The 25,741-nt window shown below is 70.0% G+C and carries 29 protein-coding genes and 1 tRNA gene; 16 read left to right on the top strand and 14 right to left on the bottom strand.

What is annotated here, in order from left to right; translation table 11 throughout:
* Positions 1-119: 119 nt before the first annotated feature.
* From AB0C28_RS38520 to AB0C28_RS38500, 5 genes are all read left to right on the top strand, one after another.
* Positions 120-1,334: a DUF2510 domain-containing protein gene (locus AB0C28_RS38520; protein ID WP_358080373.1), complete on the top strand. Its 1,215-nt coding sequence runs from the start codon at positions 120-122 to the stop codon at positions 1,332-1,334.
* A gap of 68 nt (positions 1,335-1,402) precedes the next feature.
* Positions 1,403-1,996 carry an oligoribonuclease gene (gene orn, locus AB0C28_RS38515; RefSeq protein ID WP_346111927.1) on the top strand — a complete coding sequence of 198 codons (594 nt, stop codon included), beginning with the start codon at positions 1,403-1,405 and terminating at the stop codon, positions 1,994-1,996.
* Between the two features lie 68 nt (positions 1,997-2,064).
* A tRNA-His gene (locus AB0C28_RS38510) sits at positions 2,065-2,140 on the top strand.
* 186 nt (positions 2,141-2,326) lie between these two features.
* Positions 2,327-2,521 carry a LuxR C-terminal-related transcriptional regulator gene (locus tag AB0C28_RS38505; RefSeq protein ID WP_326636162.1) on the top strand — a complete coding sequence of 65 codons (195 nt, stop codon included), beginning with the start codon at positions 2,327-2,329 and terminating at the stop codon, positions 2,519-2,521.
* Positions 2,522-2,678: 157 nt separating this feature from the next.
* On the top strand, positions 2,679-3,899 hold the full coding sequence (locus tag AB0C28_RS38500) for an NAD(P)/FAD-dependent oxidoreductase (protein ID WP_358080372.1): 1,221 nt from the start codon (positions 2,679-2,681) through the stop codon (positions 3,897-3,899).
* A gap of 19 nt (positions 3,900-3,918) precedes the next feature.
* On the opposite strand, the gene lat is transcribed toward AB0C28_RS38500, so the two are convergent.
* From lat to AB0C28_RS38480, 4 genes are all read right to left on the bottom strand, one after another.
* Positions 3,919-5,187 carry an L-lysine 6-transaminase gene (gene lat / locus AB0C28_RS38495; RefSeq protein ID WP_357848095.1) on the bottom strand — a complete coding sequence of 423 codons (1,269 nt, stop codon included), beginning with the start codon at positions 5,185-5,187 and terminating at the stop codon, positions 3,919-3,921.
* A gap of 65 nt (positions 5,188-5,252) precedes the next feature.
* Positions 5,253-5,795 carry an HdeD family acid-resistance protein gene (locus tag AB0C28_RS38490; RefSeq protein ID WP_357848097.1) on the bottom strand — a complete coding sequence of 181 codons (543 nt, stop codon included), beginning with the start codon at positions 5,793-5,795 and terminating at the stop codon, positions 5,253-5,255.
* Positions 5,796-5,882: 87 nt separating this feature from the next.
* On the bottom strand, positions 5,883-6,530 hold the full coding sequence (locus AB0C28_RS38485; RefSeq protein ID WP_357848099.1) for a hemolysin III family protein: 648 nt from the start codon (positions 6,528-6,530) through the stop codon (positions 5,883-5,885).
* Between the two features lie 53 nt (positions 6,531-6,583).
* The gene (locus tag AB0C28_RS38480) at positions 6,584-8,044 is read right to left on the bottom strand and encodes a penicillin-binding transpeptidase domain-containing protein (RefSeq protein WP_358080371.1); all 1,461 of its coding nucleotides are present in this window, start codon (positions 8,042-8,044) and stop codon (positions 6,584-6,586) included.
* Between the two features lie 123 nt (positions 8,045-8,167).
* On the opposite strand from AB0C28_RS38480, the gene AB0C28_RS38475 reads away from it, so the two are divergent.
* The 5 genes from AB0C28_RS38475 (at position 8,168) to AB0C28_RS38455 (ending at position 12,164) form a co-directional block, all read left to right on the top strand.
* A complete protein-coding gene (locus AB0C28_RS38475; RefSeq protein ID WP_358080370.1) occupies positions 8,168-8,989 on the top strand; it encodes a fused MFS/spermidine synthase in 822 nt (273 codons plus the stop codon).
* Positions 8,990-9,150: 161 nt separating this feature from the next.
* The gene (locus tag AB0C28_RS38470; RefSeq protein ID WP_357848105.1) at positions 9,151-10,101 is read left to right on the top strand and encodes an SPFH domain-containing protein; all 951 of its coding nucleotides are present in this window, start codon (positions 9,151-9,153) and stop codon (positions 10,099-10,101) included.
* 5 nt (positions 10,102-10,106) lie between these two features.
* Positions 10,107-10,379, top strand: coding sequence for a hypothetical protein (locus AB0C28_RS38465; RefSeq protein ID WP_358080369.1), 273 nt, complete (start codon positions 10,107-10,109; stop codon positions 10,377-10,379).
* A complete protein-coding gene (locus AB0C28_RS38460; RefSeq protein ID WP_357848109.1) occupies positions 10,354-10,995 on the top strand; it encodes a GPP34 family phosphoprotein in 642 nt (213 codons plus the stop codon). Before AB0C28_RS38465 ends, AB0C28_RS38460 begins: the two co-directional genes overlap by 26 nt.
* Positions 10,996-11,012: 17 nt before the next feature.
* The gene (locus tag AB0C28_RS38455; protein ID WP_358080368.1) at positions 11,013-12,164 is read left to right on the top strand and encodes a DUF418 domain-containing protein; all 1,152 of its coding nucleotides are present in this window, start codon (positions 11,013-11,015) and stop codon (positions 12,162-12,164) included.
* A 34-nt stretch (positions 12,165-12,198) separates the two neighbouring features.
* Here the strand turns inward: AB0C28_RS38455 and AB0C28_RS38450 are convergent, their stop codons facing one another.
* Positions 12,199-12,624 carry a response regulator transcription factor gene (locus AB0C28_RS38450; protein WP_358080367.1) on the bottom strand — a complete coding sequence of 142 codons (426 nt, stop codon included), beginning with the start codon at positions 12,622-12,624 and terminating at the stop codon, positions 12,199-12,201.
* A gap of 37 nt (positions 12,625-12,661) precedes the next feature.
* Positions 12,662-12,832, bottom strand: coding sequence for a hypothetical protein (locus AB0C28_RS38445; protein WP_357848887.1), 171 nt, complete (start codon positions 12,830-12,832; stop codon positions 12,662-12,664).
* A gap of 252 nt (positions 12,833-13,084) precedes the next feature.
* Between AB0C28_RS38445 and AB0C28_RS38440 the strand changes: the two genes are divergently transcribed.
* Entirely contained in the window at positions 13,085-13,633 is a 549-nt protein-coding gene (locus AB0C28_RS38440) for a sigma factor (protein WP_358080366.1), read from the top strand.
* Between the two features lie 93 nt (positions 13,634-13,726).
* Here the strand turns inward: AB0C28_RS38440 and AB0C28_RS38435 are convergent, their stop codons facing one another.
* The 5 genes from AB0C28_RS38435 to ngcE form a co-directional block, all read right to left on the bottom strand.
* Positions 13,727-14,266: a hypothetical protein gene (locus AB0C28_RS38435; RefSeq protein WP_357848117.1), complete on the bottom strand. Its 540-nt coding sequence runs from the start codon at positions 14,264-14,266 to the stop codon at positions 13,727-13,729.
* A gap of 95 nt (positions 14,267-14,361) precedes the next feature.
* Positions 14,362-14,637 carry a 4a-hydroxytetrahydrobiopterin dehydratase gene (locus AB0C28_RS38430; RefSeq protein WP_358080365.1) on the bottom strand — a complete coding sequence of 92 codons (276 nt, stop codon included), beginning with the start codon at positions 14,635-14,637 and terminating at the stop codon, positions 14,362-14,364.
* A gap of 34 nt (positions 14,638-14,671) precedes the next feature.
* Positions 14,672-15,526, bottom strand: a complete 855-nt coding sequence (locus tag AB0C28_RS38425; RefSeq protein ID WP_346111945.1) for a carbohydrate ABC transporter permease — start codon at positions 15,524-15,526, stop codon at positions 14,672-14,674.
* Positions 15,527-16,441 carry a sugar ABC transporter permease gene (locus AB0C28_RS38420; protein WP_357848122.1) on the bottom strand — a complete coding sequence of 305 codons (915 nt, stop codon included), beginning with the start codon at positions 16,439-16,441 and terminating at the stop codon, positions 15,527-15,529.
* Between the two features lie 3 nt (positions 16,442-16,444).
* A complete protein-coding gene (gene ngcE, locus AB0C28_RS38415) occupies positions 16,445-17,890 on the bottom strand; it encodes an N-acetylglucosamine/diacetylchitobiose ABC transporter substrate-binding protein (protein ID WP_358080364.1) in 1,446 nt (481 codons plus the stop codon).
* A gap of 144 nt (positions 17,891-18,034) precedes the next feature.
* Between ngcE and AB0C28_RS38410 the strand changes: the two genes are divergently transcribed.
* Together AB0C28_RS38410 and AB0C28_RS38405 are read left to right on the top strand one after the other, a co-directional pair.
* Positions 18,035-18,403 (top strand): MBL fold metallo-hydrolase, encoded by a 369-nt coding sequence (locus AB0C28_RS38410; protein WP_358080363.1) that lies wholly within the window; start codon positions 18,035-18,037, stop codon positions 18,401-18,403.
* A 17-nt stretch (positions 18,404-18,420) separates the two neighbouring features.
* Positions 18,421-19,275, top strand: a complete 855-nt coding sequence (locus tag AB0C28_RS38405) for an alkyl sulfatase dimerization domain-containing protein (RefSeq protein ID WP_358080362.1) — start codon at positions 18,421-18,423, stop codon at positions 19,273-19,275.
* Between the two features lie 101 nt (positions 19,276-19,376).
* Here the strand turns inward: AB0C28_RS38405 and AB0C28_RS38400 are convergent, their stop codons facing one another.
* The gene (locus tag AB0C28_RS38400) at positions 19,377-20,591 is read right to left on the bottom strand and encodes an aminotransferase class III-fold pyridoxal phosphate-dependent enzyme (RefSeq protein ID WP_358080361.1); all 1,215 of its coding nucleotides are present in this window, start codon (positions 20,589-20,591) and stop codon (positions 19,377-19,379) included.
* A gap of 31 nt (positions 20,592-20,622) precedes the next feature.
* Positions 20,623-21,537, bottom strand: a complete 915-nt coding sequence (locus AB0C28_RS38395; RefSeq protein WP_358080360.1) for a carbohydrate kinase family protein — start codon at positions 21,535-21,537, stop codon at positions 20,623-20,625.
* Positions 21,538-21,582: 45 nt separating this feature from the next.
* On the opposite strand from AB0C28_RS38395, the gene AB0C28_RS38390 reads away from it, so the two are divergent.
* A complete protein-coding gene (locus tag AB0C28_RS38390) occupies positions 21,583-22,242 on the top strand; it encodes a TetR/AcrR family transcriptional regulator (protein WP_357848132.1) in 660 nt (219 codons plus the stop codon).
* 19 nt (positions 22,243-22,261) lie between these two features.
* On the top strand, positions 22,262-22,906 hold the full coding sequence (locus tag AB0C28_RS38385; protein ID WP_357848134.1) for a class II aldolase/adducin family protein: 645 nt from the start codon (positions 22,262-22,264) through the stop codon (positions 22,904-22,906).
* 4 nt (positions 22,907-22,910) lie between these two features.
* On the opposite strand, the gene AB0C28_RS38380 is transcribed toward AB0C28_RS38385, so the two are convergent.
* Positions 22,911-24,479, bottom strand: coding sequence for a DUF885 domain-containing protein (locus tag AB0C28_RS38380; RefSeq protein ID WP_358080359.1), 1,569 nt, complete (start codon positions 24,477-24,479; stop codon positions 22,911-22,913).
* Positions 24,480-24,501: 22 nt separating this feature from the next.
* On the opposite strand from AB0C28_RS38380, the gene AB0C28_RS38375 reads away from it, so the two are divergent.
* The gene (locus AB0C28_RS38375) at positions 24,502-25,725 is read left to right on the top strand and encodes a DUF4032 domain-containing protein (RefSeq protein ID WP_357848138.1); all 1,224 of its coding nucleotides are present in this window, start codon (positions 24,502-24,504) and stop codon (positions 25,723-25,725) included.
* Positions 25,726-25,741 lie beyond the last annotated feature (16 nt).

Raw genomic sequence — 25,741 nt, 5'->3', positions numbered from 1 at the left:
CTGACGGGCTCCTGCGAGGGGTGACGGGCTCCTGCGAGGGGTGACGGGACGGCCGCGCTGAGACCGTCCGATCGAGCTCAGCAATGCATATCAAAGCGGTTCTTACTAATCTGGCGAACATGACCACGCAGACCCCCGCGGGCTGGTACCCCGACCCCTACGGAGAGCCTCAGCTCCGCTGGTGGGACGGCAGCCAGTGGACGGACGCGCTCCATGCCCAGGAGCCGCCGGGCCGGCAGCCGGCGTCCGGACCCCAGCCGCAGCCCTCCTCCCAGCCGTCCGCCCAGGCCCCGACACAGGCGTTCCCCCAGCCCCAGCCCCAATCACAGCCCTCATCACAGCCCCAACCCCAACCGCAGACCGGTCCAGGCTGGGCGGCGACGCCGGCGAACCCCACGCTGCAGTTCGGCCACCCCACCTACGGACAGTCGGCCTACGGCGCGCCCGGCGGGCCCGCCCAACCGTCCATGCAGCCCCCCACGCAGCCGCCGCCAATGCAGCCGTCCATGCAGCCCCCCACGCAGCAGCAGTGGGGCGGGCCACTGCCGGGGCCCGGCTACCCGCCGCCGCCCAAGCAGGGCAACCCGCTGCCGTGGGTGTTCGGCGGCCTGGCGGCGCTGGTGGTGCTCGCACTGATCGTGGTGGCCGGGATCTTCTTCATCAACCGGGACAGCACGCTCGTCGCGTCGCCGCCCAGCGAGACGGCGGAGCCGCGCTTCCCCACCGAAGATCCTCCGTCCCAGGATCCCCCGTCCCAGGATCCGCTGCCGAGCCAGGGAGCCGAGTTCCCGCAGCCGGTCGACGGCGTGATCACCGACCCGCGCAGCGGACTGGCCTTCAAGGTGCCCAGCGGCTGGCAGGTGGCCGCGGTCAACGAGGTCAACAGCGGCAGCCCGGCCGAGCAGCAGTGGACGGCCGCGGTCAAGCAGGACGCGCAGGAGAACTACGATCGCGAGGCCGACTGGATCGGCAACGTCTTCACGGGCGTGCTCAACGAGCTCTACCCCTACTCCGGCGTCTCGGGTCTCGGCGACACCGCCAAGGCCGTCTTCGTGGACTTCACCACCCATTACTACGCGCCCGCCCACGAGAGCAAGATCGTCGCGGACAAGGCGATGAAGGTCGGCGACAAGGACGCGTGGCTGTTGCAGTTCGAGCTCGACTTCACCAAGATCTCGGAGGAGAAGGGCTTCAAGTGGAAGAAGGAGAACGGGGCGATCGTGCTCGTGGACCGGGGTGACGGGCAGAGGCCGGCCATCGCGTACGTCTCCGTTCCCGACAATCTGGGCACCGACGTGGTCGAGCAGGTTCTCGGCTCGCTCAAGCCCGCCTGAGCAATAGCACTAGGCTGGTGGGGTAACAAGCGGGCGGATTGCTCCGAGCCGCTGGGCGAGGAGATCGAATGAGTGACGTGCTGGTCTGGATCGACTGTGAGATGACCGGGCTCGACCTGGGGCGAGACGCGCTCGTCGAAGTGGCGTGCGTGATCACCGACAGCGAGCTCAACCAGCTGGACGAGGGCGTCGACGTGGTCATCAAACCGCCGCCCGAGTCCCTGGAGCAGATGTCGCAGGTCGTGCGGGAGATGCACACCGCCTCCGGGCTGCTGCCCGAGCTGGCGGGCGGGGTGACGCTGGCGGAGGCGGAGGCGATGGTGCTCGACTACATCCGCCGCCACGTGCCCGAGCCGAAGAAGGCCCCGCTCTGCGGCAACTCGATCGGCACCGATCGCACGTTCATCTCCCGCGACATGCCCGGGGTGGATTCGTATTTGCACTACCGGATGATCGACGTCTCGTCGATCAAGGAGCTGGTGCGCCGGTGGTATCCGCGGGTCTACTTCGCCGCGCCGGAAAAGCAGGGCGGACACCGTGCTCTGGCGGACATCACGGAGAGCATCAGGGAGCTGCGCTACTACCGCGCGGCCATCTTCGTGGGGCAGCCGGGGCCCGATTCGGCGACCGCGAGAGCGCTGGCAGAGCGGGTCAGCGGCTAAACGGGTGGCGTAAAGACTCCCGAATCCCGCTACACTTTTCCTGTGCCACCACACAGCGGGTGGTCATGGTGGGTGTAGCTCAGTTGGCAGAGCGCCAGGTTGTGGTCCTGGATGTCGAGGGTTCAAGTCCCTTCACTCACCCCAGCGCGAACGGCCGGTCCTTCGGGACCGGCCGTTTGTCTTTTCTACCGACAACGGCCCCAAATCATGACAATGCGGGTTATGCTCGCTGTCTACCGCTAACGCCGGAAGCACGGGGGCCCTCGGCGATCTGACCGTCTGCGCGCCCCCGGAGGCCGGATGAGAGTCGACGACGCAGCGTTCGATAGCGTGTTCACGTCCCTGAGCAAACGCGAAGCCGAGGTCATGGACCTCATCGCCACTGGCCAGTCCAACGGGCAGATCGCGCGACGGCTGTTCCTCAGCGAGAAGACCGTGAAGAACCACGTCAACCGGATCTACGCCAAGCTCGGCGTCGACTCCCGCGTCACGGCCATCGGCCTGTGGCGCTCACGCCAGGAGTAGCCGCCGGCCCCGTCACGGGCCTTCTCGCTCCCCCGATCACGCGAGAGGGCCCTCTTGCGTGCGGCGAAATTTCGCACCGATCCCGTATTCAGTGGTTTAAGAGATGCTGGCGGTGCCATAGGCATCCATGACGCGGCCGAGGGGGAAGGACTCTGTCATGGTGAAGAGAGCGCGGGTCGTCGTCGTGGGCGCGGGTTTCGCGGGGCTGAACGCGACGCGGGAGCTGGCCAGGCGCGGGGCCCTGGTCACGATCGTCGACCGCAACCCCTACTCCACGTTCCAGCCACTGCTATACCAGGTGGCCACGGCGGGGATGGGGACGTCCGACGTGTCCTACCCGATCAGGACGTTCGCCGCCAAGTGGCCCAACGTGCGAGCCCGGCGGGCCTCGCTGAGCAAGGTGCTGGCCGACGAGCGGCGGGTCGAGCTCGACGACGGGACCACGCTCGACTACGACTACCTGGTGCTGGCCACCGGGGTCACCACCAACTGGCTCAACGTGGCGGGCGCGCAGGAGAACGCGCATCCCATCTACTCGCTCAACGACGCCGCCAGGCTGCGCCGGCTGATGCAGCACTGCCTGGAGGACACCGCGGCCGGCCGGCGCGAGGGCACCCACGTCGTGGTGGTGGGCGCGGGCGCGACCGGGGTCGAGATGGCCGGCACGCTGGCCGAGCTGCGGCGGCGCACGATCCCGCTGACGCATCCCGAGGTGCGGCCGGACCAGACGAGCGTGACGCTGGTCGAGCGGTTCGACTACGTGCTCGCGCCGTACAAGCCGCGGCTGCGCGACTCGGCGGCCAAAGCGCTGCGCAAGCGCGGCGTGCGCCTGCGGCTGGGCTCCACCGTGGCCTCCGTCGAACCGGACGCGGTGGTGCTCAAGGACGGCACCCGGCTGCCCAGCGACGTGACCGTGTGGGCCCTGGGCGTCACCGCGCCGCCCGAGGTGGGCGCCTGGGGGCTGCCGCAGGGCAAGGGCGGCCGGATCACGGTCACGGAAGCGCTCACCGTGCCCGAGCATCCCGAGATCTTCGTGGCAGGAGACCTGGCCGGGCAGCCGGATCCGCTGCCCCAGCTCGCCCAGCCGGCGATCCAGATGGGCAAGCACGTGGGCAAGCAGATCGCCGCGGCGATACAGGGCCGGCCGCTTGAGCCGTTCGCGTACCAGGATCCGGGGATCATGGCGACGGTGGGCAAGGCGGAGGCCGTGCTGCAGCTGGCCAACGGGCTGACCATGCGCGGGCTGCCCGCGTGGCTGGTGTGGATCTTCATTCACGTGGCGTACCTGCTGGGCGGGCGCAACCGGGTGAGCGTCCTGCTCAACTTCTTCTGGCGGTACGCCGGGCCGAGGCGCACCGCCACCAGCGTCACCCAGTAGCCCCCACCGAGAGTGCTGTCTACAGGGCCGCCGACAGGGCGGTCAGGCCGTGGTCGAGGTCGGGCTCGGGGATGTTCAACGCCGGGCGCAGGCGTACGGACCTGGGCCCGCACGGCAGCACCAGCACCGCGTGCTCCTCCCTGAGCCGGGTCACCAGCGCGTCGCGGGCGGCCTGGTCGGGCAGGTCGAAGGCGCACATCAGCCCGCGCCCGCGCACGTTGGACAGGATCTCGGGCCGTTCGGCCTCCAGCTTGGTGAGGCGTTCGAGCAGCATCTCTCCCACGGTCGCGGCACGGGCGATCAGGCCGTCGCGCTCGACGATCTCCAGGATGCCGCGGCTGCGCACCATGTCCACCAGGCCGCCGCCCCACGTCGAGTTGATCCGGCCGCTCTGCCGGAAGACGTTGTCGGGCACCTCGTCCACCCTGCGGCCCGCCATGATCCCGCCGACCTGGACCTTCTTGGCGAAGGCCACCACGTCGGGCTCCAGCCCGAGCTGCTGGTACGCCCACGGCGTCCCGGTCGTGCCGCCACCGGTCTGCACCTCGTCGAGGATGAACAGGGCGTCGTACTCGTGGCACAGCCGCTGCATGGCCTGGAGGAACTCGGGCCGCATGTGGTTGTCGCCGCCCTCGCCCTGGATGGGCTCGGCGATGAAGCAGGCGATGTCGTGCGGGTGGCGCTCGAACGCCGCCCGCGCCTGGGCCAGCGCCCGCTCCTCGGCCGCCTCGACGTCGCCGAAGTGGATGGCGGGCACGTCGATGCGCGGCCAGCCGAAGGTGGGGAATCGGTCGGTCTTGCCCGGCTCGGTGTTGGTCAGGCTCAGCGTGTAGCCGCTGCGGCCGTGGAAGGCCTTGGTCAGGTGCAGCACCTGGGTGCCCAGGTCGCGTGATCGGCCCGCGGCCTCGTTGCGGCGGCTCTTCCAGTCGAAGGCGGTCTTCAGCGCGTTCTCGACCGCGAGGGCGCCGCCCTCGACGAAGAACAGGTGCGGCAGGGCGGGGTCGCCGAGCACGCGGGCGAAGGTGTCGACGAAGTCGGCCAGGTGCTCGGTGTAGATGTCGGGGTTGGCCGGCTTGTTGCGGGCCACCTGGCCGAGCAGCTGGGTGAAGTCGGGGTCGAAGGGCGGGTTCACGCCCAGGGGGGCCGAGGCGAAGAAGGTGTAGAAGTCGAGGTAGCGGCGGCCGTTCCTGGCGTCGACCAGCCAGGAGCCGTGGCTGAGCTCCAGGTCGAGCACGAGCCGGTATCCGTCGACGAGAAGGTGGCGGGCAAGGCGGGCGTGTACGTCCATAGCGCCTCCGCAGCGAATCGGGTGCCTGACATTCCTCTTGAAGAATGTCGGCATCCATACAAAATTTACGGGATACCTGCCCCCGAAGTGAAGTTCTTCACGCGTAGAGACAGAGCGATCATCGCGATGCCGTAGAGGACGGCGAAGACGCCGATCAGCCAGGCCAGGCCCAGCAGACCCGCCTTGGGCCAGATGAGCAGCAGGACACCGAAGATCACCGACAGGATGCCGCCGACGATGAACATCCACTCGTTGTCGATCACCTTGCGCAGCTGCACGCCGGCCACGATCTCGGCGATGCCGCTGAAGATGGCCCAGAAGGCGATGATGTAAAGCAGGGCGACGGCGGTGATGCCCGGCCAGACGAAGGCCACGATGCCGGCCAGGATGCCGAGGATGCCCGAGACGATCAGCCAGACACGTGACCGTTCCCCGTGCCGGAACCCGGCGAACAGTTCGGACACGCCGCTGACGATGGCGTACACGCCGAAGAAGACCACCAGGACGAGCAGCGTGATCCCGGGCCAGATGAGCGCCAGGATGCCGAAGACGATGGCTGCCAGGCCCCGGATCAGCAGCAACCACCACGAACGAGCGATATCCCCCATGCTGGTCTGCTTTCCGCAGAGCGCCCTCGAACAGACCAGCGTCGGGTCAAATGATGCCTTTTACCACCGCGTGGGGATCAGTGGAGATCAGACGTGGGAGTAGACCACGATCGACACCGCGATGTACTGCACCAGGTACGCGGCGACGGTGAAGGCGTGGAATACCTCGTGGAAGCCGAACCAGCGAGGGGACGGATCGGGGCGGCGCAGGCCGTAGACGACGGCTCCGGCCGAGTAGAACACGCCCCCGACCGCCACCAGCACGACGGCGGCCACGCCGGCGCCTTCGAGCAGTTGCGGCATGACGAAGACCGCGGTCCAGCCGAGCCCCAGGTAGAGCACCGTGTAGAGCCAGCGCGGCGCGTTCATCCACAACACCCGGAACAGCACGCCGGCCAGGGCGCCGCCCCAGCTGACCGAGAGCACCGCGACGCGGGGCACGCCGTCGAGCGCGAGGAGGGCGAACGGGGTGTAGGTCCCGGCGATGATCAGGTAGATGTTCGCGTGGTCCACCCGGCGCAGGAACTCCGCGAGCCGGGGGCCGAGCTCACTGCGGTGGTAGGTGGCGGAGATGCCGAAGAGCAGGGCCGAGGTGACGGCGTAGACGGCGGCGGCGGCGCGCGCCTGCAAGGTGGGCCCGAGCGCCACGAGCACGAACCCCGCGACGAGGGTGACAGGCAGTGCTCCGGTGTGCAACCAGCCTCGCAGCCTGGGCTTTACGGTGATGGTCGTCATGAAACCTACGGTACCGTAGGTTAGCGGACGCTCTCCTTCCGGCCCCGGTGGAATCACAGGCCCTGCAGGAAGCGGGCGGCCACCGGGACGGCCGCCGCGCGGCCCGAGCCGCCGTTCCTGATGAAGACGCAGAAGGCCAGGTCGTCGCGGTATCCGATGAACCAGGCGTGCGAGGTCTCCCCCTCCACCTCGGCGGTCCCGGTCTTGCCCGCGACCCCCTCGGGCAGTCCCATGTCGCGGGCGGTGCCGTGGTCGACGACGGCCGACATCATGTCCCGCAGCGCGGCCACGATCGTCCCGTCCATGACGACGTCGCCGTGCGGGACGCCGTCGATGCGGCGTACCTGCTCCTTGGACAGCAGCCGCGGCGAGCGCCAGGTGCCGCTCTCCACGGCGGCGGCGAGCGCGGCCATGCAGAGCGGGGTGGCGACGACCTCGCCCTGACCGATGACGTCGGCGGCGAGCATGTCGAGGTCGGTGGTCTCCGGCACGGTGCCGCAGGTCCCGCCGATGCCGGTGGCGATCGGCCGGCCGAAACCCCATTCGTCCGCCGTCTCGCGCAGGGCGGCGCCCGCCAGCCTCGTGGTGCCCTGCTCGACGAAGGTGGTGTTGCACGAGTGGGCGAAGGCGTCGGTGAACGTGACAACCCCGCGGTCCACTTCGCCGTCGTTCTCGTACAGGCCGTGGAAGGGGATCTGGTACGTGCCCGGGCAGCCGACCTGGGCCCCCGGGTCGAGCCCGCTCTTGAGCAGGGCCGCCGCGGTGATCGTCTTGAAGACGGAGCCGGGCGGGAAGACGTCGCGGACGGCGCTGTAGTTGTCCTTGAGCCGGTCGGCCAGGCCGATGATCTCGCCGGTGCTGGGCCGGATGACGATGATCGTGGAGTCCTCCACCCCGTCCAGCGCCCGCGCGGCCGCCGCCTGGACAGGACGTGACAGGGTGGTGCGCTCGACGTTCGCCTCGGGCCGCCGGGTCATCAGCTGCTTGTCCGGCTGCCCCGGCACCTTGGAGACCAGCGCCCAGCCGTGCACCGCCTGCTCGAACTCGGGTTTGAGCGGGTTGAGGTAGGCGTCGGCGTAGCTGTCGTTCGGGATCTTGTCGCCCTCCGCCGTGACGAGTTCGGCCGCCGAGGCGTCGATCTCCGCCAGTTCCAGCGTGCCACCGTCCTTGAGCAGCGGGTGCAGGGTCTCGGGCGCCCACAGCACCTTCCAGGCCCGGTCGCGTACGGCCAGGCGTAACACGCTGTCGAACGGCCACGCCCCGAACTCCGACAACTGCCGCACCCCCGAGAACGGCACCTCGGCGCTCTCCTCCCCCGTACTCTTCACCGGGCCGGGCACGAGTTCGATGGACTCGACGTGCAGGTCGTCGCTCAGCGCGCGGTGCCGTACGACGAAGTCCGGCGGAGGCTGGTAGACCAGGCGGGCCATCTCCGTCGCGTCCGCCTCACGCCAGGCCGCGAAGTACTTGGAGGCCGTCTCGGCGGCGCTGCCCTTGACCCGGCTCGACGCCATGACGGCGAAGGCACCCGCCCCGACTACCGCGACAACGGCGATAACGAGCACAATCAGCCTTCGTCGTCGCATACGGTTTCTCCCAGGAGGGGATCAGACGTGGCACGTGGACAGCGAGAGCCGATGCCTGGCCTGTACCCGGTGACTTTCGGCGAGATCGAGCTGCTCCGGGATCTGGACAGGCAGGACGGCTGGGTGCTGTCCAAGGATGGCGTACCTCAGTCGTATGTAGATCTACAAGACCCGACATTTCTGGAATTTGAGTATGTACGACTCATGGCGGATGTGATCGACCTTTTGCCAGAAGGGGCGCTCAGCTGCGTCCATGTGGGCGGTGGCGCCTGCACGATCCCCCGCTACGTGGCCGCCACCCGGCCCGACACCCGGCACATCGTCATCGAACCGGACGGCCTGCTGGTCAACCTGGTACGCGAGCAGCTCGACCTGCGCTCGGTGCCCCGGCTGAAGGTCATCATCGCGGGCGGTCGCGAGGGCACGGCCAAGGTGTGGGACGAGACCGCCGACCTGGTCGTCCTCGACGCGTTCACCGGGGCCACGATGCCGGTCGAGCTGGCCACGGCCGAGTACATGGGTGACATCGCCCGTGTCCTGCGCCCGTCCGGGACCCTGCTGATCAACCTGGCCGACGGCAAGGGCCTCGCCTTCGCCCGGCGCCTGGTGGCCACGGTCACGGGCACGTTCCGGCACGTGGCCCTGCTGGCCGAGCCCGGCATCCTGCGCGGGCGCCGCTTCGGCAACCTCATCGTGGCCGCCTCCCGTACCGAGCTGCCGATGGACCTGCTGACTCGGCGGGCGGCCGGCGGCCTGACGCAGGCGCGCTGCGTCCACGGGGAGGCGCTGACGAACTTCGTCGCCGGCGCGGCCCCCATCAAGGACGGCGACTCGGTCCTCGCCCCGGTCCCACCCCCCGCCGTCTTCGGCTGACCCCCGAGCCCCGCACCTGAGAGCCGCCGGCGGCATGTGCCCCCGCGGTGACATCGCCATGCCCGCATGAAGGTCCCATCCGCCGAAGGGTTTCCCCGTCCCGCAAAAAGTGATATCACTTTGCTAGCAAGGTGAAGTCACATGGGAAGGGAGACAGGTCGATGGCGAACACATCGGGCGGGGTCGCGCTCGAAGGCACGGTCGTGGACATGCCGGAGCCCCAGACGAGCGAGCGGCCGCTGCGCGCGGCCAACGGATTCGTGATGGCGGGCGTGGCGACGGCGCTGGAGCTGGCCGGCATCGCGCTGTTCATCGTCGGGATCGTCGTGCTCACCATGGACGGCGGGCAGGCCGGGGTGTGGGCGCTCGTCGCGGGCGTCCTGGTAGGGCTCACCGGGTTCTTCCTCTACTTCGGCCTCACCGCGGTGGCGCCGGGCGAGGCGAGGGTGGTGCAGCTGCTCGGCCGCTACATCGGCACCCTGCGCACCCCCGGCTTCCAGTGGATCAACCCGATCACCCAGCGCCGGCGGGTCTCCACCAGGATCCGCAACCACGAGACCGACGTGACCAAGGTCAACGACGCCGACGGCAACCCCATCCAGATCGCGACCGTGGTGGTCTGGCAGGTGCAGGACACCGCGCAGGCGGTCTTCGAGGTGGACGACTTCGTGGAGTTCGTGGCCATCCAGGCTGAGACGGCGGTGCGGCACATCGCGGGCAGCTATCCGTACGACGCCCACGGCGAGCCCAGGCTGTCGCTGCGCGACAACGCCGAGGAGATCAATGACCAGCTCTCCACCGAGATCGGGGCCAGGGTCGCCTCCGCCGGCGTGAAGGTCATCGAGTCCCGCATCATCCACCTGGCGTACGCGCCCGAGATCGCCCACGCGATGCTGCGCCGCCAGCAGGCCGGGGCGGTCGTGGCGGCCAGGCAGCGGATCGTCGAGGGCGCGGTCGGCATGGTCGAGATGGCCCTGGAGAAGCTCGCCGAGCACGACGTGGTCGAGCTCGACGAGGAGCGCAAGGCCGCCATGGTGAGCAACCTGCTCGTGGTGCTGGTGGGCGACCGTGACACCCAGCCGGTGGTCAACACCGGCACGCTCTACCAGTAACCACCGTGGAACGTAAGAAGATCCTTCTCCGGCTCGACCCCGTGGTCCACGACGCGCTGGCCCGGTGGGCGTCCGACGAGCTGCGCAGTACGAACTCCCAGATCGAGTTCCTGCTGCGCAGGGCGCTCACCGAAGCCGGCCGGATGCCCGACGGGGTGGGGCGGATCCGCCCGCGCGGGCGGCCGAAGAAGGTCCCAGAAGAGGGCCAGGACGAGGGCCAGGATAAGGGCCGGGACGAACAGGAGCAGGCGGATGGAGACACCGGCGAAGCAGACTGAGCCGCTGACCAGGGCGGCCTTCATGCTGGCCTTCGACCTGAGCAAGGAGCGCCTGACCAACCGCGGCGAGCTGGGTTACCTGCTGCGTGCCGCGGCCCTGGCCGAGCTGCTGCTGGCGGGGCACCTGGCCGACGAGTCCGGCAAGCCGCGGGCCCGCAGCGCGCCCCACTCCGGCGGGCTGCCAGAGGTCGTGTGGGAGCAGATCTCCAACTCCCCGCCCCGCTCCTGGCGTCACTGGATCCGAAAGGAGAGTGGCAAGGCGGTCCGCCTGGTGCGCGACGAGCTGGCGCACGACCGGGTGATCAGCGTCGAACGGCGCCGGTTCCTGCTGTTCCCGCTCACGGTGGTCCTGCCGCGCAAGGCGTACCTGTGGCGCAGGCTCGCCGAGCGCGTCGGCCAGGCCATCCGCGGCGGCCGGCCGGTCACCCGGATGGAGCAGGACGCCCGCGTGCTGGCGGCGCTGGCCGCCGCCGCCCGGATGAAGGTGGTCCTGACCAGGACCGAGTCCTACCGGCACCGCAAGCGCATCGAGCAACTGTCCGAGCCCGTCAAGCCGATCACGACCGCCCTGCGCAAGAACATCGACGCGGCCAGGAGCGCCGCGACGGCGGGCTGACCCGCGGAAGGAGAACAATGACCACGCTGACCCAGGCGCCCGGCCCCCCGGGCGTCGCCACCGGCCGCGCGCTGGCCCCCGACCTCGCCCGAGGGGCGATGCTGCTGGCCATCGGATTCGCCCACGCGCCGCTGTTCGTGACCGCCGTCGATCGCGGCCCGGCGGTGGCCAACACGATCACCGATCTCTTCCACGTCCTCTTCGTCGGCAACCACGCGCGGCCGATGTTCGCCTTCCTCTTCGGGTACGCGCTGGTGCAGCTGCTCGATCGGCGGCTGGCCCGCGGCGACTCCTGGGTGAGCGCCCGCAAGCTGCTGCGCCGGCGGGGCTGGTGGCTGATGGCGATCGGGTTGGCTCACACGGTGGCGCTGGTGCCGATCGACATCCTCGCCGTCTACGGGTTCGGCGCCGTCCTGCTGACCGGCCTGCTGCGGCGCGGCGACAAGGCGCTGCTGTGGACGGCCGGGCTCACGCTGATCCCCGCCACCGCCGTGATCGGGGCCGTGATGTGGTTCCCGCTGTCGCAGGGCGTGTCCAGCTACACCAAGGGCAGCGTCGCGGCCGGCGCCCAGAGCTTCGGAGAGCTGCTCGTCGAACGGACCCTCGTCTGGCCCTTCGGCGTGCTCTCCGCCGTCGTCACCGTCCTTCCCGGGATGGCCTTGGGCATGTGGGCGGCGCGCCGCCGCATCCTGGACGAGCCCCACCACCACCGTGCCCTGCTCATCCGCTTCGCGGTGATCAGCACCGTCGTGTCCGTCGCCGGGGGCCTGCCCGCGGGTCTCCTGCAGATCGGGGCGTGGAGCGCGCCGGACGCGGCGGTCTGGGCGGCCGCGATGGCGCAGCCGCTCACCGGGTACGCGGGCGGCATCGGCCTGGCGGCCGTCGTCGCCCTGATCGCGATCCGGGCCTCCCGGAGCAGGGGGCGGCTCACCACGATGGTCGAGGCGCTCGGGCAGCGCTCGATGACCTTCTACCTCTTCCAGTCCGTCGTGTTCGTCCTGGTCTTCTACCCCTACGGTCTGGGGCTGCAGGACGACCTCGGCCTCGCCGCCGCCACCGGGGTGGCCGCGCTGACCTGGCTGGTCTCGCTGGTGCTCGCCGACGTCATGCGGCGCGTGGGCCACCGCGGCCCGGCCGAGATCCTGCTCCGCCGCCTGTCCTACCGCTGAACCAGCTGCTGATGAGCCGTCTGCCTGGGGCCGGTTACGAGGGCTCCGGCCCCAGGTAGGCCAGCACGCCCGACGCCACCGCCCTGATCGCCCCGAGCAGCTCGTCCAGGTCCCCCACCCGGTCCTTTAGCAGGTACGCGTACCCCTCCGTGCCGTGCTTGAACAGCTCGAAGGCGAACAGCGCGTCCGCGAACTGCGACAGCACCACCACCCCGACGCCGGGATGCGCGGCGCGGATGCGGTGGGCGGCGTCGATGCCCTCGAAACCCTGCCGCCACTGCCAGCCCGGCATCCGGATGTCGGTGATCACGACCTCGGGGCCGAGCCTGCGTACAGCGTCCATGAGCTCGTCGGCGTCGCCCACCGCGCCCACGACCGTCACCTCGCCCGACATCTCCAGCAGCCGCCTGGTGCCCTCGCGCACGAGGTAGTGGTCGTCGGCCACCACCGTGCGGATCATTGGGCGGATCATTGGGCGATTCACTGTGCGGATCACGTCATCCACCGATCGGCACCCACGCGTTCACCCGTGTTCCCTTCCCCGGTTCGCTGTCCACCGTCAGTTCTCCGCCGAGCGCGTCCAACCGGTCGGCCAGCGTGGCCAGGCCCCTGCGACTCGTCGTGTGCGGGTCGAAGCCCTTGCCGTCGTCGGCGACCGTGGCGCTCAGGCGGCCGTCCGGCCGCGCCGATCACCGAACAGGACACCCTGGACCAGCTGATCGTCTCCCGCGCCGCCTTCACCCTGCTCACCAAACCCTGACCAGCAGGCCCTGACCTGTCGATTCTTTTAGGAGTGCACTTCTTATAAGTGCACTCCTAAAAGCAGGCGTACGATTCCGCGGGCTGTGCGACCTTCTGTGCAACCTTCTGTGCTTCCGAGGGCGTAAGACGGGTGATTGTCCCCTGAGGAAGGATCGCGCATGGCGGATCGATCGGAGTACGACGCGTTCGTCGAAGCGTCGTGGCACCGGCTGCTCCGCACCGCCTACCTGCTCGCCCGTGACTGGGGCGTGGCCGAGGACCTGGTGCAGACGGCGCTGTTGAAGGCGTGGCAGGTTTGGCCGCGCCTGGAGGCGGAGCGTGAGGCGTACGTACGCAAGATCATCGTGCGTCTGCACATCTCCTGGTGGCGGTTCGGCGTGTACGAGTGGACACCGCCGGCCACCCCACAACCCCCCGCGCCCCCGGTCGAGCCGCCGGCGACGATCAGCGCCGGGAGTCTCCACCTGGTCACCAAGGGCAGCGCCACCTGGCCCGGCACCCGCGAGGTGACGCTGACCGTGCCGGACAGGGGTCGCAGAGTGGCCATCGTCACCTACTGCGGGGACGGTCTCGCCGGGCGGCTCACCACCGACGTGTGGGTGAACGGGCGCCCGATCAAGGGGCCCCATGACTGCGCCGCCCCGCCGACCCCCGCGGGACCGGGTTCCTCGTCCTGGGCAGGCAACCACGCGGCGAGAAGACGCTGACGATCAGGGTCCGGCTGGAGGCGCCCATTCCCGGCTACCGGCAGCGCGCGGGAACGCTGACGGTAGCGGCCTATGACGGCACCCTCTGACGGGTCACTTGAGCGTCAGGCAGGCGATGCGGTCGCCGGCCGTGCCGGCCTGCGGGCCCGAGGGCTTGGTGGCCTTGGCGTGGATGACGAGCGAGCCGGGCACCTTGGCCGGGTCGAGGGTCCACTCGTGCCGGGCGCTGGCGCGCCCGGCGCCCTCGCCGTCGGTGGTGAAGTCGAGCCAGACCTCGCTGGTCGGGTCGATCTGGCCGGGGTGGTGCTGGTAGTGGGGGCCCGAGTCGTCGGGCTTGGCGCCGCAGGGCTTGGTGTGCAGGTGGGCGCCGTAGCGGCGGTCGGGCAGCAGGCCCTCGGCGACGAGGGAGGTGCGGGTCTGCCCGTGGCCGGACTCGACGGTGACGCTCGCCTGGCTGCCCTTCGGGGCGAGCTTGCGGTCGTAGGCGATGGCCGCGGTGTCGTCGTTGCTGAACTCGCCCGCGGCGGACAGGTTGACCGACTGCTCGGGGGCGGTCTTGGCGTTCTGTACGGGAGCGGGCGGTGCGGCACAGGCCGCCGTCAGCATGATGAGCAGGAACGCGGGCACGCGCATGAGACCCCCCATGACGAGAGCCCCACCGGCACGAGGGCTCAGAGAGAGCACCCACTCTAACCAGTGACAGCATGGTCACGCTGGGTAATTAGCGGCTAGGCGCCATGTTTTTCCGCGATGTCGTCGATCACGGCGGCCAGCTTGAAGTCGAGCTCTGTGAGCCCGCCCGCGTCGTGCGTGGTCAGGGCCAGGTGGAGGATGCGCCAGCGGATGTCGATGTCGGGGTGGTGGCCGAACTCCTCGGCCTTGACCGCGATCTCGTCCACGATGCGGATGGCGGCGGGGAAGTCGGGCGCGGTGAGCGTGCGCCTGATCTCGTCGCCCTCGCGCCGCCAGCCGGGCAGGCCGGCGAGCCTGCTGTCCACGTCCATGGGGCCTCCCGCGTGCGTCGCCTACGCGCCCACGTTACTTCAGGGCCCCCGAGCCCAGCCCCGACTGGATCTGGCGCTGGAAGATGATGTACACGATCATGACCGGCAGGATGGAGATGGACAGGGCGGCGAACAGGCCGGGCCAGTCCGCCTCGTAGCCGGCCAGAGTGGAGATCCTGGCGATGCCCTGGGTGAGCACCCATTTGTCCGGGTCGCCGGCCAGGAGCACCAGGGGCAGCAGATACTGGTTCCACTGCCCGAGCACGTTGAAGATCGTGATGCTGATCAGGCCCGGCCTGGCCATGGGCACCATGATCTGGAAGAACGTGCGGGTGTGGGAGGCGCCGTCGATCTGGGCGGCCTCGGCGACGGCCTCGGGCAGCGTCCTGAAGAAGGCCGCGAGGAAGAACACGGTGAACGGCAGCGAGTACGCCACGTACACCAGCACCAGGCCGACGTGCGAGTTGAGCAGCCCGACCTGCTTGACCACGAAGAACAGCGGCCCGAGCGCGAGGAACACCGGGAACGCCAGCCCGGCCACGAAGTAGTAGTAGATCAGCCTGCCACCGGGGAAGCGGTAGCGCGCCAGCACGTACGCCGCCATCGAGCCGAACACCATCGTGCCCGCCGTGCCGAAGCAGACGACGATGACCGTGTTGAGCATGTACCGGCCGATGTGCGCCGTGTCCCAGGCCCGCCCCCAGGCGTCCAGCCGCAGCGCGCCGGGCAGTTGCAGCGGGTCGCCGAAGATCTCGGCGTTGCTCTTGAACGAGGCCAGGAACGTCCACAGCAGCGGCGCGACGATGAGCAGCGCCCACACGGCCAGCGCCACGTGGGACAGCCCGTTGAGCACGCCGATCCGGGGTCTTTCGAGCTTGCGAGCGGCCATCTACAGCTCAACCCTCTCCCGCCTGGTCGTCCGCAAGGTCAGCACCGCGAAGGTCACGGTGAGGAAGAACAGCGCCACGCCCATGGCGGAGGCGTAGCCGACCTTCTGGTAGGAGAAGGCGGTGTTATAGATGGTGATCGGCAGGATGGTGGTGGCCCCGTCGGGCTCGCCCTTGTCGCCGGCCAGCACCTGGATGAGCGCGAACCCGTCGAAGGCGGCGATGCCGAGATAGATCCACCCGACCTGTACTGTGTCGCGCAGCAGCGGCAGCGTGATGGAGAAGAAGAGCCGCAGCCGGTTGGCCCCGTCGAGCGCGGCGGCCTCGAAGTAGTCCTTGGGGATCGCGGCCATGCCCGCCGAGAACAGCACCACGTAGAAGCCGACCGCCTGCCAGACCATCACCGCGATGATCGACCAGAGCGCCAGGTCCGGCTCGATGAGCCAGCCGACGGGGTCGATGCCGAACCGGGCCAGCACGCCGTTGATCACGCCGTCCTCGTCGGGCCGGTAGACGGCCTGGAACAGCACGCCGACCACGGCCACGGCCAGGACCTGGGGGAAGAAGAACACCATCCGGTAGAAGTTCGACCCCCACACCCCTTTCATGCCGTTGCCGCGCGTGCCTCCGCCGAGGTTGAGCAGGAAGGCGAAGACGAGCGCGATGAGGATGGTCACGAGCGGCAGCACCAGCAGCAGGATCCCGTGGTTGCGCAGGGCCCGCCAGAAGACCTCGTCCTGGAAGAGCCGCCCGAAGTTGTCCAGCCCGACGTAGCGGACGATCGAGCTGTAGCCGTTCCAGCTCGTCAGCGCGAGCTGGAACGCCTGGACGTACGGGCTGATGACGAAGACGGTGTAGAGCACGAGCGGCACGGCGAGGAAGCCGGCCACGAACCCGTACCTGCGCAGCCGCTCCATCGGTCACTGGCTCCGGGTCTGCTTGGTGACCGCGTCGTCCGCCTTGACGGCGTCGGCCTTCTTCTGCAGGTTGGCGCAGAACTCCTCGGGGGTGATCCGGCCGGCCATGACCACGTTGATCTGCTCGGTGCCGTAGTCGAAGAGCTCCTTGTACCAGCCTTCGAAGCGCGCCTCGGTGATGATGTTCGCTCCGGCCTTGTCCTGGGCCCTGGCGGCGCTCATGAGGCCGGCGGGCAGGTCGACGCCCTCGGCGGCGCCGTTCACGACCGTGACGTTCTTGGTCTTCTCGGTGAAGCCGCGCGCGCCTTCCTTGGAGAGCATGAGGCGCAGGTACTCCAGCCCGCCCTGCGGGTTCTTGCCCTTGGCGGTGACCACGAAGTTCTCGCCGACGCCGACCTGGATGGCCCCGTACGGCATCCGGTCGGAGCCGGTGACCTCGGGGATGGGGGCGATGGCGTACTCGAAGTCGTCCGGCATGTCCTTGGCCATCTCGTTCTCGATCCAGGAGCCGACCGGGTAGAAGAGGACCTTGTTCTGCAGTTGCTTGATCTGGGTCTGGGTGTGGTCGAGACCGAAGTACGCTTTGTCGCCATATTTCGCCTGGACGTCCGCCCAGACGGTGACCGCGCGCTTCATGGGCTCGGCGTTCCAGGCGTTGTCGACCAGGTTGTCGATGTCGATGATGACCTGGTTCCCGCCGATCTTGGCGGCGGTGTAGAGGACGTTCCAGAGCTGGTAGTACGGCCCCTTCTGCCCCGGATACGCGAAGAGCAGGATGCCCTCCTTCTTGGCGGTCTCACCCAGCGCCGTGAACTCCTCCCAGGTCGCCGGCACCGTCCAGCCCTTCGCGGCGAACAGCTTGGCGTTGTACCAGAGGGCCCGGTGCGACACCGAGTAGTTGAGCACCAGGTCCTTGCCGGTGACCTTGGCGTTCTCCAGCACGGCCGGGGTGATCGTGTCGCGCACCTTCTTGGCCGGGTCGTCCACCGAAGGGGCGTCGAACAGCGGGGTCAGGTCGGCCAGGTGCCCCTCGGCGGCCAGGGCGGCCAGGTCCATCGACTTGGGGCCCGAGTTGTTGATCACGTCGGGGGCGTCGCCGCCGATCAGGCGCGGGCGGAGCTGGGTGCCGATCTCCTGGGTGGCGGTGTGCTTGATCGTGACGCCGGGGAAGGACTTCTTGTAGAGCTCCTCGTGCAGGTCCTTGGCGTAGGCGTCGCCGTACCCGCCGCTGAAGATGACCACTTCGAGCGGCTTCTTGGCGTCCACGCCGAAGGGGTTCTTCGGGTCGGCGGAGGCGGGGAGCGAGGTGGAGGGGGCGGCGGAGGGCTCGCCTCCGGTGCCGGCGGTGGCGCAGGCGCTCAGCAGTCCGGCGCCTGGGCCGGCGGCGAGCGCGGTGATGCCGATCCGGCGGAGCAGCTGACGCCTGGTGATGTCACCGGGGTGGGTCATGGGGGCTCCTGAATTAGGAAAGTTTCCTAAACGATCTCCGCAACGTACGAACGGGTCCGCGGGGGCGTCAAGGGGGTGCGATCGAGACGTGACCTTGCCGTGACGGGCTTGCACAGAACAAAATTCTAGAATTAGAGTTGATCCATGATTGCCGAGTACGCGGAGCGCGTGTGGCGGGGCGAGGCCGACGACAGCATCGTCGACCCGGGCATGCAGGGCAGGGGCGTCCTCACCGTCGCCGGCGGCGTGGGCTGGTGGCCGGGTTTCGGCAACGTGATCGCGTTCGAGACCGAGGGTGAGCTGGCGCTGTTCGACACCAGCAGCCCCTTCTCGGCCAAGCGGCTGCACGAGGACGTCCGCGCCTGGACGCGCGCGCCGCTGACCACCGCGTTCTACTCGCACGGGCACATCGACCACGTCTTCGGCACGGGCCCCTTCGAGAGGAGGAGGGGCGGCGGGCCACGGTCTACGCCCACGAGGCGGTCGTCGCCCGCTTCGAGCGTTACCTGCTGACCAACGGCTACAACGCGGTGATCAACCAGCGCCAGTTCCAGGCGCCGCGACTGCGCTGGCCAGACGCCTACCGGCATCCTGACGTCACCTACGCCGACCGGCTGACCGTGCGGCGCGGCGGGCTGACGTTCGACCTGATCCACGCCAAGGGCGAGACCGACGACGCCAGCATCGGCTGGGTGCCCGAGCACCGGCTGCTGCTCCCCGGCGACCTGTTCATCTGGGTGACGCCCAACTGCGGCAACCCACAGAAGGTGCAGCGCTACCCCAGGGAGTGGGTGCACGCCCTGCGCCTGATGGCCGGGCTGGAGGCGGAGATCATGCTGCCCAGTCACGGCGCGCCGATCTTCGGCGCCGACCGCATCCGGCAGGCGCTGCTGGAGACGGCCGAATGGCTGGAGTCTCTGGTCACGCAGACGCTCGACCTGCTCAACGCGGGCGCGCGACTGGACGAGATCGTCCATTCCGTACGGCCGCCGGCGCACCTGTCCGACCGGCCCTACCTGCGGGCGCGCTACGACGAGCCGGAGTTCGTGGTCCGCAACCTGTGGCGGCTCTACGGCGGCTGGTACGACGGGAACCCCGCCCATCTCAAGCCCGCCCCCGACGCCGTCCTGGCCAAAGCCGTGGCCGAGCTCGCCGGCGGCCCGGCCGCGCTGGCGGACGCGGCCCGCAAGGCGCTGTCCGAGGGGGACGAGCGGCTGGCCGGCCACCTCGCGGAGATGGCCGCCCTGGCGGCGCCCGACGACGCGGGGGTGCACCGCGTACGTGCGGAGGTGTTCGCCGCCAGGGCGGCGAACGAGCTGTCCACCATGGCCACGGGCGTCTTCACCTGGGCCGCCGCGGAGTCCGAGCGGCGGGCGGGTGAGTAGGGAGACCTCGGCCGGCGTGACGGGCGGGCTCGCGCCCGTCACGAGCAGGCCAGGCTCGTCACGGGCGGCTGGGCCCGTCTCGGGCGGCTGATCCGGGCGCCTCAGCCGAAGTGGGCGCGGGTCTCCGCGAACGCCTGGTCCGTACCCTCCAGGGCCTTGGCCACGTCCGCCTCCGTGTGCGCGGCCGACATGAACCAGTTGTGCCACGGGTGCAGGTAGACCCCGTGCCGCAGGCAGGCGTCGCTCCACCACATGGCCACCGACAGGTCGGCGTCGCCGTCGAAGCTGAGCCACGGGATCGTCACGGGCCCCGTCTGGTTCACCGTGAACCCGTGCGCCTTGGCCTGCGCGCACAGGCCGTCACGCAACTGCGTCCCCGCCCGTTCCATGGCGCCGATGCCGTCCTCGTCGCGCAGTGTCTCGATGGTCGCCTTGGCCGCCGCCATCGCCACCGCCGAGAACCAGAACGAGCCCGTCGAGTACAGCGTCTGCGCGGGCCCGCGCAGCGCGTCGGTCCCGGTTACCGCGGCGATCGGGTAGCCGTTCGCCATCGCCTTCGACCAGGCCGTCAGGTCCGGCCGCACGCCGTACGGCTCCCACGACCCGCGCAGGTCGATCCGGAACCCGGCCCGCACGTCGTCGATCACCAGCGCCGCCCCGAGCCGGTCCGCCAGCGCCCTGGCGCCGCGGGCGAAGGCGGGCTCGACCAGCTCCTGATCCTCGAACGAGTCGTGCTTGAACGGCGTGACGATGATCGCCGCCACGTCGCCCTCCACGGTGGCCGCCGCAGCCTCCAGGGACTCCAGCGAGTTGTAGGCGAACTCCACCAGGTCGGCCCGCTCGTTCGGTGTGGTGCCCGACAGGGACGGCGTGCACCACGGGTCCGCCCCGTGGTAGGCCCCGTGCGCCATCAGCACCTTGGTGCGCCCCGTCGCGGCCCTGGCGACCATGAGCGCCTGCGTGGTGGCATCCGTGCCGTTCTTGGAGAACATCGCCCAGTCCGCGCTCGGCACGGTGTCGACCACCAGCTCCGCCAGCTCCACCATGATCGGGCCCGGCCCGTTGAGGCAGTCGCCGAGTACGGCCTGGCGGGCGGCGGCCTCCTCCACGCGGGGGTGGCGGTGCCCGAGCACGATGGGGCCCCAGCTGCACATGAAGTCGATGTACTCGCGGCCGTCCACGTCCCACTGGCGGCAGCCTTCGCCGCGTTCGAAGAACTGGGGGAAGCCGGGGGCGAACAGGGCCGCGTTGAGGTGGCCGTACATGCCGCCCGGGACGACTTTCTGGGCCCGCAGGCGGAGCTCTGCGTCGGTCATGAGGGGTCCTTGGGGTTGAGTGGAGGAGATCTCAGAGGAGGGCGAGGGTGGAGTCGAGGTCGGTCAGGCCGGCATCGGAACCGAGGCCGGTGGCGACCCGGGCGGCGGCGGCCGTGCCCCAGCGGGCGGCCGTCAGAACGTCCTGGTCATGCAGCAGGCCCGTGATGAAGCCGGCGCAGTAGGCGTCGCCGCAGCCCGTGGTGTCGGCCACGTCCGTCTTCAGCGCCGGGACCTGCCGTGCGCCGTCCTCGGTCACGACGAGGCTGCCGGCCTCGCCCAGCGTGACGAGGACGCCGCGCGGCCCGTCGGCGAGCAGGACCCGCGCGGCGGACTCCACATCGTCGGAGCCGGCCATGAGTAAAGCTTGGGATTCGTTCGGCAGCACGTAGTCGACGTGCGGGAGGAACGCGCGGGCCATGCCGAGCAGGTCGGGCAGCTCGGAGAGCAGGTCCATGGTGACGACGGCGCCGTTCGCGCGGGCGGTGTCCAGCAGCTCGAAGAACGCGGGATCGCCGAGCCCGAACGTGACGTCCATGCCGCCCAGGTGGATCGCCCGCGCCTGGAGCAGCGTCTCGGTGTCGAGGTCGGCGAAGGTGACCCCGAGGTTGGCGCCCGGCACGTGGAAGCTGGGCCGCCCGCCGTCGGGCCTGATGGGCAGGATCGAGGCCGCCGTCTGCTCCCCCGGCCTGCGGACGAGACGTGAAGCGTCCACGCCGCGCTTGGCCAGGATCATCAGCAGGAAGTCGCCGAGCTCGTCGTCGCCGATCGCTCCCATGGTGACCACGTCGTGGCCCAGTTTGACCAGGTCGACCGCCGTGCCCGCGGCGGCGCCCGCGGCGGTGAGGCGGATCTGGTCTACCAGTACGGTGTCCTGGCCCTCGGGGATGTGATCGACGGGCCGGGCGAGTATGTCGACGATGTGGACGCCGACGGTGACGACGGTCATAGTCTAAATAGACAGACGTCCGAATAAAAAGTCAACGGAGGTTCGATGCCGAAGATCGTCGATCACGACGAGCGCAGGCGCGAGGTCCTGTCGGCGGCCGGCCGGGTGATCGTCAGGGACGGCATCGACGCCGCCACCACCCGGGCCATCGCCAAGGAGGCCGGCTACTCCAACGGCGTGCTGGCCCACTACTTCGCCGACAAGGACGAGATCCTGCTGTCGGCGCTGCGCCAGTCGCACCAGCGCATCCGCGCACGGCTGACCGGCAAAGTGACCGGCGCAGTGACCGGCGCAGTGACCGGCGCGGGCGGTCCCGGCGGCTCCGCCCTCGCGGCGCTGCGCGAGCTGCTGCTGGACAACCTGCCGCTGGACGACGAGCGGGCCCGCGAGACCCGGCTGGAGGTGAGCTTCTGGAGCCGCAGCCTGGCCTCGGAACGGTTGGCCGAGGTGCAGCGGGCGGAGGCGGACGAGCTGCGCGCCGCCGTACGCGACCTGCTCGGCCGGGCCCGCACGGCCGGCGAGCTGCGTAACAGTGCCGCCCCGGATCACACCACCGAGCCGAGCGGCACCGAGGAGCTGGACGACCTCACCGAGCACCTGCTCGCCCTGATGGACGGCCTCAGCCTGCACGTGCTGCTCTACCCGGAACGCCTGACCCGCGCCGACGCCGAGCGCGTCATGCTCAGGGCCCTCGATCGCCTGTGATGCACTACATTCCACGCCTATGAGCCTTCGCGAGCAGTTGTGCGAGTACGGCCGCCGCGCCGTCGAGCTGGGCCTGGTCATCGGCACCTCGGGCAATCTCAGCGTGCGCCAGGGCGACCTGGTCGCGGTCACGCCGTCGGGGGTCGCGCTCGACCGGCTGACGCCGGAGACGTGCCCGGTCGTGGATGTGAGCGGCCACCTCGTGGAGGGCGATCTGCAGCCGTCCAGCGAGACCCCGATGCACCTGGCCGTCTACGAGACCACCGACGCGCAGGCCATCGTGCACACGCACTCCGTGTTCGGCACGGTGGTGGCCACGACGATGACCGAGCTGCCGCCCGTGCACTACAACGCGCTGCTGCTGGGCGGCGTCGTGCGGGTGGCCCCGTACGCCACGTACGGCACCCCGGAGCTGGCCGCGAACGTGCGCGCCGCCCTGGAGGGCAAGCGGGCCGCCCTGATGGCCAACCACGGCGGGGTGAGCATCGGGGCGAGCCTGGAGGAGGCGTTCGAGGCCACCCGGCTGCTGGAGTGGCTGTGCGAGGTCTACGTGCGTGGGCTCGGCGTCGGCCGCCCGGCCGTCCTGACGGACGAGCAGCTCGGCGCCGTGATCGAGCGGGCGGCGAACCCGCCCGCCTTCCCCCGCTCAGACAGCCGGCGCTGATCGGCTACGCGAGCGCGGCCTGCTCGGCCAGCCCGAGCGGCAGCCCGCCCGACCCGGCGATCCGGTCGTGGAACTCCTTCGGCGTGCCCTGGAACGACTCGCGGATGCGGTCGATCTCGATGGCACCCGTGAGGTAGGAGGGCGCCTGCGTGGGCCAGGCGCAGTAGCGGCTCACCTCGCCCTGGGCCGTCCCCGGCGACAGCGACGCCTTCGTGGACATGAACGTCTCGGCCTCCTCGACCGACATGTCCTCGCAGTGCAGCGCGGTGTCGACGACGATCCTGGCGGCGCGGAAGATCCGGCAGTCGAGGTGGGCCAGCTCGGTGGCCGGGGTGTCGAAGTAGCCCTGCTCGTGCAGCAGCTTCTCGACGTAGAGGGCCCAGCCCTCGGTGAAGTACGGCGTCCTGAAGACCTTCCTGACGGTACGGGGGTTGCCCGCCATGTACGACAGGTGCCAGTGGTGCCCGGGGTAGGCCTCGTGGACGGCGATGGAGGGCATCTGGGCCCGCGAGTTGGTGCGCAGGCGCTGGCGTACCTGCTCGGGGGTGAAGTCGTCCGGCGTGTACGGCACGAAGAAGATGCCCCTGCGCGAGGCGCTGAGCGGCGGCGGCGCCAGGTAGTGGGCCACGGCCAGGACCGGCCGGGTGTACTCGGCCGACGGCAGCACCTCGCACTCCTCGCCGTCGGCGAACGTCACCAGGTCCCGCTCGCGGACGAACTCGCGCGCCCGCCGCGTCTCGGCCTCGTACTCGGCGCGCATGTCGGCCAGCGTCGGCGGGTGGTCGTCCATGAGGGACTCCATGGCCGCCCGCCAGTCGTCGCCGCCGTTGACCCTGACCGCCACCTCGCGCATGCGCGCGTCCAGCTCCGACCAGGCGGCCTGGCCCTTGGCGTGCAGTTCGGCCGCGCCGTACCCGAGCATCTCGCGTTCGCGCAGCAGCGTGGAGTAGAGCTTCTCGCCCATCCGCCAGGTGCCGCCGCACTCGAAGCCCTCCAGGAAGGCGACGAGGTCGTCGAAGGCGCGCGCGGCCGGCTCCGCGGCCTCGGCCAGGCGGGCGCGCAGCTCGGCGTCCTCGACCATGGCCGGGATGGTGCGGGTGAGCAGGTTGCGGCCGGTGCGCGCCTGGCCGAGCCCGCGCGTGACCAGCAGCGGGGCGGCCAGGTCGGGGTCCAGGTTCGCGCGGCAGGCGGCCAGCACCCCGGGCACCTCGGCCAGCCGGGACAGGGCCGACTCGACCAGCTCGGCCTCGGGCTTGAGCCGGCGCTGGAACGGGGTGTACATGGACGCGAAGATCGTCGAGAGGTAGACGGCGGGGTCGCGCCGCCACTCGGGCCAGGACGCGAGCGCGATCGAGCCCCTCAGCTGCGACAGGACGAGATCCCTGTCGATCGCGTCGTCCAGGGACGGAGCCTCGGCCGCCGAGAGCCGGTCGAGCCACTGGACCTGCTCGCGCTCGCGTGTCTGCCAGCCGGAGGCGGTGAGATCACCGAGGGTGTGGTCGTGGCCTTCGGCCCCGAGAGAGGCGGCGGCGACGGGATTGTGAGAAAAGTACCACTTGAGAAACTCGTCCACTGATGCACCTTATCCTGTGGAAATGCCCCTGCAGATCACCGGCGCGCTAGGCGACCCTGACCTGATCCGCCTCCCGTGGGAGGTCCCGCTCGCAGACTGGCCGCAACGCCATCTGGTCGATCTGCCGCGCGGCATCTCGCGGCACGTGGTGCGCTTCGCCCGGCTGTCCGGCAAGGTGTACGCGATCAAGGAGATCAGCGAACGCTACGCCAAGCGCGAATACCAGCTCCTGTGGGACCTGGCCAGGCTCGACGCCCCCTCGGTCGAGCCGGTCGCGTACGTCACCGGCCGTGAGGAGGGGCTGGACGCCGCCCTGATCACCCGGCACCTGCAGTACTCGCTCCCCTACCGCGCCGTCATGTCCGGCACCCTGCGCCCCGACACGCTGACCCGGCTGCTGGACGCGCTCGCCGTGCTGCTGGTGCGGCTGCACCTCAACGGCTTCTACTGGGGCGACTGCTCGCTGTCCAACACGCTGTTCCGGCGCGACGCGGGGGCGTTCGCGGCCTATCTGGTGGACGCCGAGACCGGCGAGATGCATCCCATGATCAGCGAGGGGCAGCGGCTGGGCGACATCGACACCGCGCACACCAACATCTTCGGCGAGATGCTCGACCTGGAGGCCGGCGGGCTACTACACCCGTCGATCGACCCGATGGAGACCGCCGAGGACATCGTGGCCCGCTACCACCGCCTGTGGAACGAGATCAACGAGAGCGAGATCATCGAGGAGGTGGACTGGCACCGCGTGGAGCAGCGCATCAGGCGGCTCAACCTGCTCGGCTTCGATGTGGCCGAGATGATGGTGCGGCGCAAGGTCGGCACCGGGCGGCTGATCGTCCGGCCCAAGGTCGTGGACGCCGGCCACCACCAGCGGCGGCTGCTCCGGCTGACCGGGCTCGACGTCGAGGAGAACCAGGCGCGGCGGCTGCTCAACGACCTCGACGGCTTCCGGGTGGCGAAGGGGCTGCGGCACGAGGACGAGGCCATCGTGGCGCACCGGTGGCTGGCGGAGGTGTTCCAGCCGACGGTCGAGGCCATCCCCATGGAGCTGCGCGGGAAGCTGGAGCCCGCGCAGCTCTTCCACGAGTTGCTGGACCATCGCTGGTACCTGTCGGAGCAGGAGGGCGCCGACGTCGGGCTGCCCGCCGCGGTGAAGTCGTACGTGGACAACGTGCTGGTGCACAAGCCCGACGAGCAGGCGCTGCTGCCCGACGACCCCGGCGAGGAACTCGCCGGTCAGTAGGCCCGCCAGTAGGCCC

This window comes from Nonomuraea sp. NPDC048892 (assembly GCF_040649735.1).
GTDB classification, from domain to species: Bacteria; Actinomycetota; Actinomycetes; order Streptosporangiales; family Streptosporangiaceae; genus Nonomuraea; species Nonomuraea maheshkhaliensis.
The sequence above is the reverse complement of the archived record's forward strand: the minus strand, read 5'-3'. Positions and strand labels throughout refer to the sequence as shown.